The organism is Streptomyces angustmyceticus (genome assembly GCF_040701845.1).
GTDB classification, from domain to species: domain Bacteria; phylum Actinomycetota; class Actinomycetes; order Streptomycetales; family Streptomycetaceae; genus Streptomyces; species Streptomyces angustmyceticus_A.
Genome location: NZ_JBFBHQ010000004.1, coordinates 68148 through 83727, shown reverse-complemented (window position 1 = coordinate 83727; position 15580 = coordinate 68148). Strand labels below are relative to the sequence as shown.

Genomic DNA, 15580 nt, shown 5'->3' with positions numbered 1-15580 from the left:
GGTGGTCTCAGCCCACCCGTACGTCCTTGCCGGTCAGCTCCGCACGGATGCCGTTCTTCGTCACGGAGATGCCGCGCAGCCGAATGTCGCCCGGCAGGTTGTCCGGCAGCCGCCCGGAGAACTCCATCTGCTGCGCGACCTTCGGCTCCCGGAGCTTCTGCAGGTCCTGGATGAGCGAGGGATCGATACCGGTGGGCCCGAGCAGCGAGGGGTGATCCACGAGCGTGTCCAGCACGCGGCCCTTCATCATCTGCTCCGGACGGACGTGCTTCCCGGCCGCCTGTTGCAGCGCCCCCTCGTCCATTTTGCCGGCGACGGGTGCCGTCAGCTGCACGCCACCTCCCTTGCCCGGTACGTACGTGAGCAGACCGGGCACCACCACGCGCGTGTCCTGCACGGTCATGCGCAGGCCGCGGTCCCCGGTGCGCTGCAACTGCGCACGCCCCCGGACCTGGGCGTGCTTGTCGCCCACCGGCAGGTCGCCGCCGGCCAGCACCGTGTTCTTCCCGGGGCCGGGCCTCAAGTGGATCTGTGAGGCGCCGACTTCACGGTTCAGGTCCTTGAAGTCCAGCAGGATGTCACCGCGCACCCGGCTCAGCACCGCGCCCTTGACCGAGGACGGCAGGCTGCCGACGATCCGGATGTCGTCCGCCGTCCCCTTCACCTGAGCGACGGAGACCGGCCCGGCGTCGACATCGGGAACGTCGACCTCGACGTGGTCGATGTCGCCCGCGAGCACCTGCCCGACGAACGGGACGCTGTCGATGTGCACTTCGGGCTCGGCACGCAGCTTCAGCGCCTTCTGCACCTGCTGCGCCGCCAGGTTCTCGGCGTAGAGCACGGCCCACCGGTCCCCCAGCGCAAGAAACGCAAGAACGACGGCCAGCGCGACGACCGCCTTCGCGGTCCTCCGCACGATCCGCCGCGACCTGCGCCCGGTCCGCGGGGGCGCCTTCGCGTCGCCGGTGCTCGTGTTGCCAGTGCCTGTGTCGGCTGCGGTTGCGGTTCCGGCTCCGGCTGCGCCGCCCCGGGCCGACGGCTCGTCCGGGCCCGGGGTGTCCGAGGCCGGGGTGTCCGAGGCCGGGCCGTCCTGGGGAGCACGGCTCGCCGGTATCCGCGCCGTGGAGTCTGCGGAAGGTTCGTTGGAGAGCATCGCCACCATGCGACCACAGCCCGGGCACTCGAACCAAGTCCTGCACGGTCTCCGGGACACCGCCGCGGAGAGCGCCGAAGCCGGCTGACGGGGCGCGCGTCAGTGGGTCATGGTGACCGCGGGCGGGGACCAGGTGCCGTCGAGGACAGTGGACTTGGGCCGGTACATGCGCAGGATCATGGAGAACCGGCCGCTCGGTGCGGGCAGCCAGTTGGACTTCTTGCCTGCCGGGGCGTCGTGCTGGAGGTAGATGTCCGTGGAACCGTCGGGGTTGCGGGTCGGCTCGACGGCGTGGCCGACCTCGTAGCGGTGGATCGGGTTGCGCACCAGGAAGCCGTCCGGGTCGTACATCGTGAGGGACCAGAAGGCCTTCACCGGCGGGGTTTGCCCTGGGGCGAAGTGGAGGACGTACCGCTTGGCTCCGGTCAGCGGCTTGCCCCGGCTGTCGGTGCGGACGATCGGGTAGACGGCGTCCTGGGGGAGGTTGGCGCCGAGCCCTTGCCAGGCGGTGGTCGCGCGCAGCAGGTAGTCGGTGCCGTAGTCGCCCAGGTCGAGCGAGACGCGCCAGCCGTTCACGTCGTTCCCGGACGTGGCGAGCGCGGCCCGGATCCGCTTCTGGGCCGCGGGTACGGCCTGGCGCAGGGCCTCTGCCGTGGCAGGACCCTTGGCGTCGATGTCGAACGGCCGGCCGGGGACGATGCCCAGGCGGGCCAGGGTGGCCACCATGCGGGCGTCCTTCTTCGCGGGCGGGTTGGTGGCCATGGACGAGGCGAGCCGGGAGAAGAAGGTCTGCGCGTCCATGCCGGCGACGCGGGCGGCCGGCGATGCAGCGGGGACGTTCGGATCGACGCGGCCCGGGGGCGGGGAGTGGTGGTGACCGTAGTCGCGGAGCGGTTCGAGGGTGTAGTGGCGGACCAGCGCCTTCACCGCGGGCAGGTCGCAGGGGCCGTTGAACTGCGTCCGGCCGATGATCCACGCGGTCTGGGTGGGGGACTTGATCCGCTTGACTCCGGCGGGCAGTCGGCCGTGCCAGCCGGGGCCGGTGAGGGCGAAGTCGCCCGCCGAGCTGCCGGTGGTGCGGGTTCCCGGGGAGGCGAAGACGTCGGTCCAGGCGCTGAGCATGGGCATCATGAAGTACCGGCCCTTGGTGTCCGGTACATGGAGCACGATCGGCCCCTTCTTCAGGTCCAGCCACGCCGAGGTGTACAGGGTGTCGACGTTCGGGGCCACCACCGTGTGGAACTCCGGGCCGGGAGCTCTGTCCGCCTTGGCGAACTGGTTCACCGGTGCCCGCAGGGTCGCCGGATCGGGCTTGCGGACGTTGGTGGACGCCTGCTCGGTGGCGCGCGCCAGGACCAGCGGATAGCCGTAGACGTAGGCCTTGACCGCGTCGGCGGTGGTGGCGGCGGGCGCGGGGTGTGCCGTACTCGCCCGGGCTGCTTCCACCGGCGGGGCGGACAGGGCGAGCACGGCCACCCCCACACCGGCGGCGGCGCCCCAGCGGCGGAGTCGTCGCGTTGCGTTCATGAAGGGCTCTTCCTCACAGGGCTGTTGTCGGAGGTGACGGCCGGATGCGGGTGGGCCGGGCGGCCGACACCGCGCAGCACGAAGGTCAGGTCGCTGTCGCCTCACTGTCGTCCCACCAACCGGCCGGGACAATCGGCTCTGAGGACACGTCAGGCGGCCTATCGTTGTGATGTGTCACAACGCAGCGCATCGCCGGCCGCGGCCCCGGAACCGGGCGAGAACATCCGCGAGCAGGTGGTCCGGATGGCCACCCGCCTCGAACCCCGGATCAACCACCTGGCCCGACTGGTCGTCGAGCGCCAGCGGGCCGAGGTCCCCGGCTTCGACCGCCTCCCCGACGACATGCAGGACCTGGAGATCGCCTCGGCCGCCCGCCACACCTTCCGCGGCTTCCTCCGCGGCGTGCGGGGCCTCGCGGACACCGACACCGAGGTGCTCCGGGAACGCGCCACCCAGCGCGCCGCGGAGGGCGTCCCCCTGACCGGGCTGCTCAGGGCGTACCACGTCGGTGCCGAGGCGGTGGCGGACGCGCTCTGCGCCGCCGCCCGCCCCGGGGAGGAGGCCGCCCTGCTGTGGCTCACCCGCCGGCTGTTCACCACGGTCAACTCCCTGGCCGAGCAGGCCACCGAGGCGTACCTGCTGGGGCTGGCCGACCAGCAGGCGGCAGGACGGGAACTGGCCGCGGCACTGCTCCGCGGCGACGCGCCGCAGGAGGTGGCCGCCCGGTGCGGACTGCCACTCGAACCCGGCTACCTCGTGCTCAGCGTCCGTGCCCCCGGGCCCCAGGAACCGGTGGCCGCGCGGCGTCTCCTCCACCAGGTCCTGGTCCGTCTCGCACCCGCCGCGGAGGGCCGAGCACTCAGCCTGCCGAACGAACAGGGCGGCCACATCCTGCTCCCCGTCGGCACCGCCCACGCCGACCTCGTCCGGCACCTGTCCACCGGCCTGTCCCGCCCGGTGATCGCGGGGGCCGCCCTCGCGGCCACGCCGGAGGACGTCCCCGCCGCCGCCGAGCAGGCGCAGCGGATCGCCGCCATCGCCCGCACCCCCGGCGTGCACCGGCTCCAGGACGTACTGCTCGATTACCATCTGGCCGGATCCAAGGACAGCGCCGCCGAACTGGCCGCGCTCCTCGACCCGTTGGACGGCCAGGTCGGTCTGGTCGAGGCCGTCGCCGCCTTCCTCGGCTGCGACCTCGACCGACGCCGCACGGCCCAGGCGCTCAGCGTCCACCCCAACACCGTCGACAACCGCCTCGCCCGAGCCGCCCACCTCACCGGCCTGGACCCGCACACCACACACGGCGTACAGCTCTTCGGAGCCGCCCTCACCCTCCGCCGGCTCGCCGAGGACTCGGCAACCGGCTTTCCGTCCGGCTGACGGAGGCTTCAGCGGGGGGCGGCGGACTCGGCCGCCGTTGCCGTACGCGAGCCGACGGGAGCCTCGATTCCCGCTCGGCCAGGGGCGGCTCCGCCTGGACGCGTGCGGACCCCTCCCCCGGCGCGTCCGGACGGCGGCGGGCGGCCGGTCGGTGCTGTTCCGCCAGCCCTGCGTCCGACGGCGGGGGCAGCGCCCTGGCGGATGGGCCGCGCCACTACACCGACATCGCTCGGGCCGATCGAGAACTCCCAGGTCCCGGTCCGTCCGACGGCGCAGGAACCGGTTCACGGGCCACGGCTCGCAGGAAACGGCTCAGACGACGATGACCCGGCGCCCGCGCGTGTGACCGGCCTGGCTGTCGACGTGCGCCGCCGCGGCCTCGGCGAGCGGGTAGGACTTCTCGACCGGGATGTGGAGCCTTCCCCGTGCGATGAGGTCGGCGGCCTCGGCGAGCGCTTCGGGCATGCTCCCGGCCACGCCGGAGAACCGTACGCCGAGGTCCGGCGCGGCGAGATCGGCGATGGAGACCACCTTCTGCGGATCCCCGGTCAGTTCGACGAGTTCGCGGATCACGCCGGAGCCGGCCAGATCGAGCGCCGCGTCGACATGGCCGAGCTGCCGCACCCGCTCGACCCAGCCCTCGCCGTACGTCGTGGCGAGGGCCCCCAGACCGCGCAGATAGTCCTGGTTCGCGGCCCCGGCCGTGCCGATCACCGCGATGCCCCGCTCGCGGGCGATCTGCAGCACCGCCGATCCGACTCCCCCGGACGCACCGCTGGCCAGCAGCGTCTGCCCGGGCCGCACACCGACCTCACGGAGGATGCGCAGCGCGGTCTCCACCACGGACGGGTACCCGGCCGCCTCTTCGAACGTCAGCCCCTCGGGCATCCGGGCCCAGGCCGACAGCACGGCGAGCTCGGCATAGGTACTCACCCCTTCGCCGAACACGGGGTCGCCGACCTCGACCCCGTCGACGCCCTCACCGACCTCGTCCACCACCCCGGCGGCGTCCTGCCCGACCCCGGCGGGCAACTCGACCGGATGGGCCGCCAGGAACTGGCCCTCACGGACCCTCCAGTCGAAGGGGTTCACACCCGCCGCCCGCACGGCGACACGTATCCGACCGGGGCCCGCGTGGGGCTCCTCGGCGTCTTCCAGTCGCAGCACGTCCGGACCGCCGAACTCGGCGTAGCTCACTCTCTTCATACCCCGAACGTAGCACTAACGGTTAGTGTTTTGAAACAGTTTCGTCCTTGTGCCTGGTAGCGTCAGGGCATGACCGTGCAGTCCGGACGCCGCGAGCGCAAGAAGGCCGCGACCCGCCAGAAGATCGCCGACACCGCTCTGCGGCTGTTCCTGGAACGCGGCTACGACGCGGTGGGCATCCGTGACGTGGCCGCCGAGGCCGACGTGGCCGTCACCACCGTCTTCTCCCACTTCGCCTCGAAAGAGGCCCTGGTCTTCGAGCAGGACGCAGACTTCGAGCACCGCCTCGCCCAGGCGGTCACCGGCCGGGCACCGCACGAGCCGCTCATCCCTGTACTGCGCCGGGAGGTCCGGGCCCTGGTGCGCCATTGCACGGCGGACAGCGCCGCCCCGATCTGGCGCATGATCGACGCGTCACCTGCCCTGCGGGAGTACGAGGAGTCGATGAGGCTGCGTCATGCGGAGTCGCTGGCCACGGCCCTCGGCGCCGATCCCGGCCTGCCGCAGAACACAACGGCCTGCCGGACGATCGCGAGGTTCGTGATCGACGCCTATTCGCTGGCCCGTGAGGCGGCGGATCCGGAGGCCGCGGTGGACGAGATCTTCCAGATGATCGAGGCGGCCTGGGAGGTCACCGCTCCTTCTCGACGCGCGTGAGGAGCTGTTCCTCCCCGCAGGCCATCGGCCGGTCGGGCGGTGACGCGTCGTGGCATGCCCGGTCGTGTCCGACAGCCCGCTTGCCTCCGGCCTCACCACCCGGCCGGCGTCAGCATCCGGGGACCCGGCCGGCCCGCCTCACTCACCTACCGGCGACAAGAGTGTTGTCGCCGTCATGCGGGAGAACGGACTGCTCCCCGTACGCCTCGGTCCGCGGGGCCCCTCTCGTCGGGCCGGCAGCGGTACCGGTACCGATCACGCCCGGAGCACTGATGAACCGTCTGATCAGGCCCGTCCAGGGAGGTATGGCATGGCCGCCGTAGGAGACATCGAGGCCCGCGGTACGCAGCACTGCGAGACGACGGCTCTGGGGGTGCTCTTGCGGCACGAGGGGATCGATCTGTCCGAGCCGATGCTTTTCGGCCTCGGCTCCGGTCTGTCCTTCGTCTATTGGGACAGCAAGAGCATGGGTTTCCCCTTCCTCGGGGGGCGGGTCAAGCCTTTCGACCTCACCCGCAATCTGGCCAGCGGACTCGGGCTGGAGCTCGTGGTCCACGAGACCACCTCTCCCCGCAGGGCTTGGGAGCACGTGGCGACGCCCATCGACGCCGGCCGTCCCGTCGGCCTGCAACTCGACAGCTACCACCTGGACTACTTCGGCTCCAAGGTGCACTTCGGCGGTCATGTCGTCGCCATGTACGGCTACGACGACCACCACGCCTACCTGGTGGACACCGACCAGCAAGGCGGAAAGGTGTCCACCGGCCTGGCCGGCCTCGCCCGGGCCAGGGCCGCACGCGGCCCGATGACCGCCAAGCACCGGTCCTTCACCCTCACCGCCCCGAGGGACCTGCCCTCCCCACGGGACCAGATCGTTCCCGCCATCACCGCATGCGCCGACGCCTTCCTCAACCCGCCCATCGCCAACCTCGGCTACCGAGGCATCGACAAGGCCGGCAAGCTGGTGCGCACCTGGCTCCAGCGGACCGACACCCCGGAGCGGGACCTGCCGCGGACGGCCCTCTTGATGGAGAAGGCCGGCACCGGCGGCGCCCTGTTCCGCAACCTCTTCCGCGACTTCCTCGCTGAATGCACCCACCGGCTGGACAGCAGCCACCTGCGCACGGGCCACGGCCTGTACAGCGAGGCAGCCGCCCTGTGGACGCACGTCGCAGCGCTGCTCGCACAAGCCGGCACAGCAGGCGAGGCACAGTGCCTCGTCGAGGCAGGGACCGCCCTCCACGGCCTTGCACGCATCGAGCGCGAGGCCATGCAGGCGCTGAGCCGCCTGGGACAGTAAAGGCCCGACGTGTCAGGCCAGGGACACCTGGCGTGCACGGCTTCCGGCCAGGAGTGCCGCCCGGCGGACCGTTCCGGCGGAGGCGGCCAGCAAGGGCATCCGGACGGCCGGGCTGGGAATGCGTTCCTGCGCGTGCAGCACCCCCTTGATCACTGTGGGGTTCGGTTCGGCGAACAGGGCGGCGGACAGCCGGGCCAGCTCGGCGCCGAGCCCTCGGGCGGGCGCCGCGGAGCCGCGATGCCACAACGAGATCAGTTCGGCGTAGTCGGCGGTGCGCAGATTGGCCGATGCGACGATTCCGCCGTGGGCACCCGCCGCGACCAGCGGTGAGAGGACGACGTCGTCGCCGCCGAGCACGGCGAAGCCGGGCTCAGGGGCACCGAGCACCTCCACCGTGGTCGCGTCGATCACGCCGGTCGCGTGCTTGATCCCGACGACCCCCGGCAGGCGGCTGAGCGCTGCGATCGTGCCGGCGCTGAGGGTCTGTCCCGTGCGGTAGGGGATGTCGTACACGATCAGCGGCATACCGCCGTGTTCGGCCAGCGCGGCGAAATGCGCCAGTGTCGCCGCTTCGCCGGGCCGGATGTAGGGCGGCGCGGGAACCAGCGCCGCAGCCACGTCGCCGGCGGCCGCCAGCTCGCGCAGCGACGTGATGGCGGCGGCGGTGTCATTGGTGCCGACCCCGACGATCAACGGGGCGCCGTGTGCTCGGCAGGCGGCCGAGCAGATGCGCACCACCGTCTGCTTCTCCTCCGCGGTCAAGGTGGCCGATTCCGCGGTGGTGCCGAGGGCGACGAGCCCGGAGGCGCCGGCCGACAGCGCCTCGTCGGCGAGTCGGGCCAGCGCATCGGGGGCCAGCCGCAGGTCGGTGGTGAACGGGGTCACCAAGGGGACGTAGAGGCCGTTGAACATCGGTTCGGGGTTCATGCTCCCAGCCTGGCCCACACCGACCCTGTAGATCCATTTCTGATTTCTACCTTTATGCCTAAGCTGAACTTATGCTCGATGTCCGACGTCTCCACCTGCTGCGCGAACTGGACCGGCGGGGCACGATCGCCGCCGTGGCCGACGCGCTGACCTTCACCGCATCCGCCGTCTCCCAGCAGCTGGGCGTACTGGAACGCGAGGCCGGCGTGCCCTTGCTGGAACGCAGCGGCAGGCGCGTGGTCCTCACGCCCGCCGGCCGGTCCCTCGTCGCACACGCCGACGCCGTGCTGGAACGCCTCGAACTGGCGGTCGCCGAGCTGGCCAGCGCCCGCGACGGCATCGGCGGGCCGCTGCGCATCGGGACCTTCCCCTCCGGCGGCCACACCATCGTGCCCGCCACGCTGGCCGAGCTGGCCCGACGGCATCCCGCGCTGGAGCCGATGGTGCAGGAGATCGACTCCGCCCGGGTGTCCGACGGCCTGCGAGCCGGCGAACTCGACGTCGCGCTTGTCCACGACTACGACTTCGTACCCGCGTCACCGGACACCACCGTGGACGAGGTGCCCCTGCTGGAAGAGCCGATGTACCTCGTCACCAATACGGCGCTCATGAAGTCCGGCCGTACCGACATCCTGGCCGAGCTGCTCGGGCCCTACGCCGAGGCCCCGTGGATCACCGCGCGGGACGGCACGACCGGTCACGCGATGGCCGTACGCGCCTGCCAGGCAGCCGGGTTCCAGCCGAGAATCCGCCACCAGGTCAACGATTTCCGCACCGTGCTGGCCCTGGCCGCCACCGGCCAAGGGGCCGGATTCGTACCGGAGATGGCCACCGCGCAAGGCCCCGAAGGCGTGGTGTTGACCAAGTTGCCGTTGTTCCGCCGGTCGAAGGTCGCCTTCCGCGCGGGCGGCGGTACGCACCCGGCGATCGCCGCCTTCGTGGCAGCGGCACGAGCGGCAGTGCGCTGGATGAGTGGGTCAGGGCTCGATGAGCGAAGCCCGATGCGCCCCGCGGACTCGGCACCGACCGTGCCGGAGCAGGACGCCTAGGCCGGGGCGGGGGCCGAGGCCGGGGCCGCCGCATCGAGTTGACTGCGAACCGACGGGCCATCCCTCGGAGTCAGGTCGTCGCGCCCATGGGTTCCCCGCCCCGCACGAACCCCCGCCGGAGCAGGCCGGCGGGGGTCCGTCGCCTGGATGACGCCCGACTCCCCGGATGGCGGAGCCTGCGTGGGGGCGGTGCGTGGGAGCCGGGTCAAGGGCGTCGGTGGTGCCGCACGCGGTGCGCGCTCAGTGCCGGGGGCGCTGCCCGTTCAGTGGGCGAAGCCCCAGTCGAGCATCTTGGTGGCGTCGTCGAAGCGGCCCTGGTCGTCCTTGAGGATCGCGCCGACCAGGGTGCGGTTGTCCCGCTCGGCGGCGAAGACGAGGGCGTAGCCGGCCTCCGGGCCGCTGCCCGTCTTGATGCCCAGGGCACCGTCGTAGCTGGTCAGCAGCTTGTTGGTGTTGACCCAGGTGTAGTACCGGGTGTGGCCGTTGGCCGCCGGGGCCTCGGCCTTGAACTGCTTGTTCTTCACGATGTCGGCGAACACCGGCTGCAGCATGGCGCGCTGGCCGAGCTTGGCCAGGTCGCGGGCGGTGCTGAAGTTGTTGCCGTGCGAGATGCCGTCGAAGCCGTCGAAGTGCGTGCCGGTCAGGCCCAGTTGTTGCGCTTCGACGTTCATCTGGTTCACGAAGTCGGCGATCCGTGCGTCCGCGGTGGCCCCGGTGCCGAGGTTGTCGGCCAGGGCCATCGCGGCATCGTCGCCGGACGGGATCAGCATGGCGTGCAGCAGCTGCTCGACGGTCAGCGTGTCGCCGGTCTGGAGGTCGGCGGTGCTGCCACCGACCTTCTGGACGTAGTCCCGGTACTCCTGCTTCACCGTGATCTGCCGGTTCAGCCACTCCGGGTGCTTGAGCACCACCATGGCCGTCATGATCTTGGTGGTGCTGGCCATCGACACGCTCTCGTCCGCCTTGGCCCCGCCCCACAGCTCCCGCTCCTGGCTGCCGTCGCGGGCATCCAGCAGGAAGGCGTGGTCGGCGTGGATCTGGGGAGCGTCCTGGCTCTTCGCGTCCCGCGCATCGGCTGCCGTGCCCTTGGCGGCGTGCTGCGCCGCCCGGGCGGACTGGAACTGCCGCTGCGTGCCCTGCTTCTGACCGGCCGTTGCGGTGGCCTCGTTGCCCTGCTGGTCGTTCTCGTCGGCGGAGTGCGTGGCACCGGGGGTGGCCGCCTGGGCGAGGCCGCCGGCGGTGATCGGCAGGGCGGCACCGACGAGTGCGACCATCGCGATCCGGACTCCGGTGCGGTGTATGCGGTTGGGGCGGGCGTGGGAACCCATGGGGCGTCCATCCTTCCGGCGAAGGGACGCCGGCGTGTAGTAGAACTCGGTTCACGATGAACCTACTTGTGCGATCACAGTGACTCAAGTCGGCTATGTCATAGCCGTGTAACGGGAGTTCGCCTTGGGAAGGTGTTGCGCAAGTGACCGGTGAGCCCCCTGAGGTCGCTCGCGCGCAGCCCCCGGTGGATTCCCCCGGGATACGGGATCACTGCCAATGCCCGCCCATCCGGCGCCGTCCGCCAACTCCGACGCGTCCGGTTTGGTTTGCCGGTCCGGCGGCAGGCCGGAGGCCCGCACGACCGCATCACGCCAGGTCGGAACACTCAGGTGGACGACTTCCTGATCACGACGGCCTTCGATGCCCTGCCACGGGCCTGACGACCCGCCGGACGCCGACGTCCCTCGCACCGCCCGTTGGCGCCCACGCCCCGTCGCCGGCAAGCCGCTCGGCGACGGCGCCTGGTCAGGGAGCGACCGTGGCGATCAGCCCGTAGTCCAGCTCCGTGCCGTCGACGAGCACGGCCTCGACCGTGCGCGTGCGGGGGTCGATGTCGGCCACGATCCCGTGTCCGACGTAGCGGGGGTAGCCCGAGGCGCCGGTCTCGCCCGTCGCCTCGACGACCGCCGAGCGGACGGCGGAGTCCTCCACGGAGGCACCGCCCCGGTCCTCGACGTGTTCGGGGACCAACAAGATCGTGAAGCGTCGCGGCTCTTTAGTCACGCTCCGATATTTAAGTGCCTGAGGCGTCGGCTGCGGGACAGGCGCGCGGCACCGGAACGGCGCATGCGGGCGTTTCCCCGGGATCTGCCGCCGCCCCGGTGGGTCGGGCGGTGGGGCGCGGGTGAGCGGGCGATGGCCGGCGGCGTGGCAGGCTGGACGGTATGTGCGGTCGATATGCCTCCACCCGCCGTCCGCAGGACCTGGTCGACCTGTTCGAGGTCACGCGCTGGGACCCCGGCCAGGTGCTCCAACCGAGCTGGAACGTGGCCCCCACCGATGACGTGTGGTCGGTGCTGGAACGCGTGGAACGCGACACCGGTGAGGTCACCCGGCAGCTGCGTCCGCTGCGCTGGGGGCTGGTGCCGTCGTGGGCGAAGAGCCCGGACGTCGGCGCGAAGATGATCAACGCCAGGGTGGAGACGGTCGCGGAGAAGCCCGCCTACCGCCGGGCCTTCGCCAAGCGCAGGTGCCTGCTGCCGGCGGACGGCTTCTACGAGTGGCAGACCGTCGCGGCGACCAAGACGGCCAAGGCCCGCAAGCAGCCGTACTTCATCAGCCCGGAGGACGGCCGGGCCATGGCGCTCGCCGGCCTGTACGAGTTCTGGCGCGCCCCCGACGTCGCCGACGACGACGCGCCCGGAGCGTGGTGGACCACCTGCACCATCATCACCACCGAGGCCACCGACGCCGCGGGCCGCGTCCACCCCCGTATGCCGCTGGCCATCGCCCCCGACGACTGGAGCGCCTGGCTCGACCCCGCCCACCAGGACCCCGGCGAGCTCCGCGCGCTGCTCACCGCCCCGGCCGCGGGCCACCTCCACACCCGCGCCGTCTCCACCGCGGTCAACAGCGTCCGCAACAACGGGCCGCATCTCCTGGACGAGATCGACGGGGCCGACGAGGCGCCCGGCACCGCTGGCACCGCCGAGACCGCCGAGACTTCCGAGAGCGCCGAGTCCTCGTCCGACGGCTGACGGCGACGGCCGGTGACGACTGGCGTCCATGCCGATCACCCATAAAATGGTCAGTGCCCGCGCACCGACGTGTCGGACCGGCACGTGACGTCGGTGCGGACGGGCGAGCGGCTCGGGGACGGGATGCCTCAGGATCATCAGGCGGGATGCCTATGGGTCAGGCCGATCAGGCCGCCAGTCCGGCGCGGACCGTCATTCTGACCGTGGACGACGACCCGGGCGTGTCGCGTGCCGTCGCCCGTGATCTGCGGCGACGCTACGGCGCGTCGTACCGGGTGGTGCGCGCGGAGTCCGGCGAGTCCGCGCTTGCCGCCCTGCGTGAGCTGAAGCTCCGCGGCGGCCCCGTCGCGGTGATCGTGGCGGACTACCGGATGCCGAAGATGAACGGCATCGAGTTCCTTGAGCAGGCCCTCGACATCTACCCCGACGCCCGCCGGGTGCTGCTGACGGCGTACGCGGACACCGACGCGGCCATCGACGCGATCAATGTCATCGACCTCGACCACTATCTCCTCAAGCCCTGGGAGCCGCCCGAGGAGAAGCTCTACCCCGTGCTCGACGATCTTCTGTCGGCCTGGCGGGCGGCCGACCACCGGCCGGTGGCGGTCACCAAGGTCGTCGGGCACCGCTGGTCGGCGCGTTCGTCGGCCGTGCGGGAGTTCCTGGCACGCAACCAGGTGCCGTACCGCTGGTACTCGTCCGACGAGCCGGAGGGCCGGCGGCTGCTGTGCGCCGCGGGCGAGGAGGGGCTGCGGCTCCCGCTGGTGATCACTCCGGACGGCACCGCCCTCGTCGAGCCCGAGGACCGGGAGCTGGCCGCCCGGGTCGGCCTGGCGACGACCCCGGCGACCGACTTCTACGACCTCGTCGTCATCGGCGGCGGACCGGCCGGTCTGGGTGCGGCGGTGTACGGGGCCTCCGAGGGCCTGCGGACCGTTCTGGTGGAGCGCTCCGCGACCGGGGGCCAGGCGGGCCAGAGCTCGCGCATCGAGAACTACCTCGGCTTTCCGGACGGCGTGTCCGGGGCGCAGCTCACCGACCGGGCCCGGCGCCAGGCGGCGAAGTTCGGTGCCGAGATCCTGACCGCGCGGGAGGTCACCGGGCTGGAGGTCAACGGCGCGTCGCGCGTCGTCCGGTTCTCGGACGGCTCCGCCGTCGCCGCGCACGCCGTGATCCTCGCGACCGGCGTGTCGTACCGGCAGCTGGATGCGCCCCAGGTGACCGAGTTGACCGGCTGCGGCGTGTTCTACGGCTCGGCCCTGACCGAAGCGGCCGCGTGCCAGGGCCATGATGTGTACATCGTCGGCGGCGCGAACTCCGCCGGCCAGGCCGCGATCTACCTGGCCCGGAGCGCCAAGTCGGTCACCGTGCTGGTGCGGAGGCCGTCCCTGTCCACGTCGATGTCGCACTACCTCATCCAGCAGGTCGACGAGACGCCCACGATCTCCGTGCGCACCAACACGGTCGTCGACGCCGCCCACGGCGCGCGCCAACTGGAGCAGCTCACCCTGCGCGACACGGCGACCGGCGAAACCGAACTCGTCGACGCCCAGTGGATGTTCGTCTTCATCGGCGCGGCCCCGCTGACCGACTGGCTGGAGGGCACGGTGCTCCGGGACTCCCGCGGATTCCTCCTGACCGGCCCCGATCTGACCGCGGACGGACGCCCGCCGGCCGGCTGGGAGCTGGACCGGCCGCCGTACCACTTGGAGACCAACGTCCCGGGCGTGTTCGTGGCCGGGGACGCCCGCGCCGAGTCCGCCAAGCGGGTCGCCTCCGCCGTGGGCGAGGGAGCCATGGCGGTCATGCTCGCCCACCGTTATCTGGAGCAGTCATGAACGGCCGTCCGCTGCCGTGCAGCCGGGAGGAACTCGGGTCGCTGTTCCTGTTCGAGAAGCTGGCCCCCGACCAGATCGCCCGGCTCTGCCAGGAGGGCCGCGTGGAGGAGTTCGCGCCCGGGCCGGTGTACGGGGAGGGCGACGATGCCACGTGCTTCTACGTGCTGCTCGAAGGGAGCATCGTGCTCTCGCGCCGCATCGGGGACTACGACGTGGAGATCACCCGGAGCTCCGACCGCGGGGTGTACGCGGGGGCCTTCCAGGCGTACCTGGGCGACCGCCTGCGGCAGGTGTACAACAGCTCCCTGCGCGTCATCGGGCCCGCGCCCGCGCGCTTCTTCGTGCTGCCCGCGGAGACCTTCGCCGCCATCATGCGCGAGTGGTTCCCCATGGCCGTGCACCTGCTCGAAGGGCTCTTCTTCGGTGCGAAGAGCACCCAGGAGGCGGTCGGCCAGCGAGAACGGCTCCTGGCTCTCGGCTCGCTGTCCGCCGGGCTGACCCATGAACTGAACAACCCCGCCACCGCGGCGGTGCGCGCCACGTCCGCACTCCGCGAGCGTGTGGCCGGGATGCGCCACAAGCTCGGCATCATCGCGGCACGCCCGTACCGGCGCGACAGCCTGGAGACGCTCATCGACGTCCAGGAACGCACCGCCGAACGCGTCGCCAAGGCCACCGCGCTGAGCCCGCTGGAAGCCTCGGACCGGGAGGACACCCTCTCCGACTGGCTGGACGACCACGGCATCGGCGACGGATGGCAGCTCGCGCCGATCTTCGTCCAGGCCGGCCTCGACACCGACTGGCTGGACCAGATCGCCGCAGTGGTGGACGAGGACACCCTCGAAGGGGCCATGCGGTGGCTCAACTACACCGTCGAGACCGAGCTGTTGATGAACGAGATCGAGGAGTCGACCAACCGTGTCTCGGCCCTCGTCACCGCGGCCAAGCAGTACTCGCAGCTCGACCGGGCGCCCCACCAGGTCGCGGACGTGCATGAACTGCTGGACAGCACCCTGCTGATGGTCTCCGCGAAGATCGGCCCCCGCATCACCGTCGTCAAGGACTACGACCGCGGCCTGCCGAGGATCCCGGCCTACCCCAGCGAGCTCAACCAGGTATGGACGAATCTGATCGACAACGCCGTCTCGGCGATGAACAGCACGGATGCCGACGGCACGCTGACCGTACGCACCGCACGCGACGGAGACCACCTGCTCGTCGAGTTCCGCGACACCGGCCCCGGAGTCCCCGAGGAGATCCGCGACCGCGTCTTCGACCCGTTCTTCACCACCAAACCGGTGGGAGAGGGCACGGGCCTCGGGCTGGACATCTCCTGGCGCATCGTCGTCAACAAGCACCGGGGTGACCTGCGGTTCCACTCCGTCCCCGGCGACACCCGCTTCCAGGTACGCCTCCCCCTGGCCTCCGCCGACGGCGACGCCGATTCCGCTACCGCTACCGCTTCCCCTGCCGATTCCGCGCCGGAGCCGTCCTGAGTTCCCCGAGCGGCGTCGTCC

At 71.5% G+C, this 15580-nt stretch carries 13 protein-coding genes; 7 read left to right on the top strand and 6 right to left on the bottom strand.

The genetic code is table 11. The annotated features are described in order from the left end of the window. Positions 1–7: 7 nt before the first annotated feature. Both AB0411_RS11235 and AB0411_RS11230 read right to left on the bottom strand, forming a co-directional pair. Positions 8–916, bottom strand: coding sequence for an LmeA family phospholipid-binding protein (locus AB0411_RS11235; protein ID WP_366417002.1), 909 nt, complete (start codon positions 914–916; stop codon positions 8–10). Positions 917–1252: 336 nt separating this feature from the next. Then, positions 1253–2680, bottom strand: a complete 1428-nt coding sequence (locus tag AB0411_RS11230; protein WP_366417001.1) for a DUF1254 domain-containing protein — start codon at positions 2678–2680, stop codon at positions 1253–1255. A gap of 171 nt (positions 2681–2851) precedes the next feature. Here AB0411_RS11230 and AB0411_RS11225 point away from each other — a divergent pair, with 171 nt between their 5' ends. Continuing rightward, positions 2852–4060, top strand: coding sequence for a PucR family transcriptional regulator (locus tag AB0411_RS11225; protein ID WP_366417000.1), 1209 nt, complete (start codon positions 2852–2854; stop codon positions 4058–4060). 312 nt (positions 4061–4372) lie between these two features. On the opposite strand, the gene AB0411_RS11220 is transcribed toward AB0411_RS11225, so the two are convergent. Next, positions 4373–5266: an NADP-dependent oxidoreductase gene (locus AB0411_RS11220; protein ID WP_366416999.1), complete on the bottom strand. Its 894-nt coding sequence runs from the start codon at positions 5264–5266 to the stop codon at positions 4373–4375. A gap of 69 nt (positions 5267–5335) precedes the next feature. Between AB0411_RS11220 and AB0411_RS11215 the strand changes: the two genes are divergently transcribed. Together AB0411_RS11215 and AB0411_RS11210 are read left to right on the top strand one after the other, a co-directional pair. Then, the gene (locus AB0411_RS11215; protein ID WP_366416998.1) at positions 5336–5923 is read left to right on the top strand and encodes a TetR/AcrR family transcriptional regulator; all 588 of its coding nucleotides are present in this window, start codon (positions 5336–5338) and stop codon (positions 5921–5923) included. A gap of 310 nt (positions 5924–6233) precedes the next feature. Beyond that, positions 6234–7223 carry a BtrH N-terminal domain-containing protein gene (locus tag AB0411_RS11210; RefSeq protein WP_366416997.1) on the top strand — a complete coding sequence of 330 codons (990 nt, stop codon included), beginning with the start codon at positions 6234–6236 and terminating at the stop codon, positions 7221–7223. 12 nt (positions 7224–7235) lie between these two features. On the opposite strand, the gene AB0411_RS11205 is transcribed toward AB0411_RS11210, so the two are convergent. Next, positions 7236–8150: a dihydrodipicolinate synthase family protein gene (locus AB0411_RS11205; protein WP_366416996.1), complete on the bottom strand. Its 915-nt coding sequence runs from the start codon at positions 8148–8150 to the stop codon at positions 7236–7238. Positions 8151–8221: 71 nt separating this feature from the next. On the opposite strand from AB0411_RS11205, the gene AB0411_RS11200 reads away from it, so the two are divergent. Continuing rightward, positions 8222–9199: a LysR family transcriptional regulator gene (locus AB0411_RS11200; RefSeq protein ID WP_366416995.1), complete on the top strand. Its 978-nt coding sequence runs from the start codon at positions 8222–8224 to the stop codon at positions 9197–9199. Positions 9200–9462: 263 nt separating this feature from the next. Here AB0411_RS11200 and AB0411_RS11195 read toward each other — a convergent pair whose 3' ends face one another. Then, positions 9463–10527 (bottom strand): D-alanyl-D-alanine carboxypeptidase family protein, encoded by a 1065-nt coding sequence (locus tag AB0411_RS11195; RefSeq protein WP_366416994.1) that lies wholly within the window; start codon positions 10525–10527, stop codon positions 9463–9465. A 466-nt stretch (positions 10528–10993) separates the two neighbouring features. After that, entirely contained in the window at positions 10994–11251 is a 258-nt protein-coding gene (locus AB0411_RS11190; protein ID WP_260637244.1) for a hypothetical protein, read from the bottom strand. 161 nt (positions 11252–11412) lie between these two features. Between AB0411_RS11190 and AB0411_RS11185 the strand changes: the two genes are divergently transcribed. The 3 genes from AB0411_RS11185 (at position 11413) to AB0411_RS11175 (ending at position 15559) form a co-directional block, all read left to right on the top strand. After that, a complete protein-coding gene (locus AB0411_RS11185; protein ID WP_366416993.1) occupies positions 11413–12225 on the top strand; it encodes an SOS response-associated peptidase in 813 nt (270 codons plus the stop codon). 152 nt (positions 12226–12377) lie between these two features. Continuing rightward, positions 12378–14063 (top strand): FAD-dependent oxidoreductase, encoded by a 1686-nt coding sequence (locus AB0411_RS11180; RefSeq protein WP_366417389.1) that lies wholly within the window; start codon positions 12378–12380, stop codon positions 14061–14063. Continuing rightward, complete coding sequence (locus AB0411_RS11175; protein ID WP_366416992.1) at positions 14060–15559, top strand: ATP-binding protein; 1500 nt, start codon at positions 14060–14062, stop codon at positions 15557–15559. Before AB0411_RS11180 ends, AB0411_RS11175 begins: the two co-directional genes overlap by 4 nt. Positions 15560–15580: the final 21 nt, after the last annotated feature.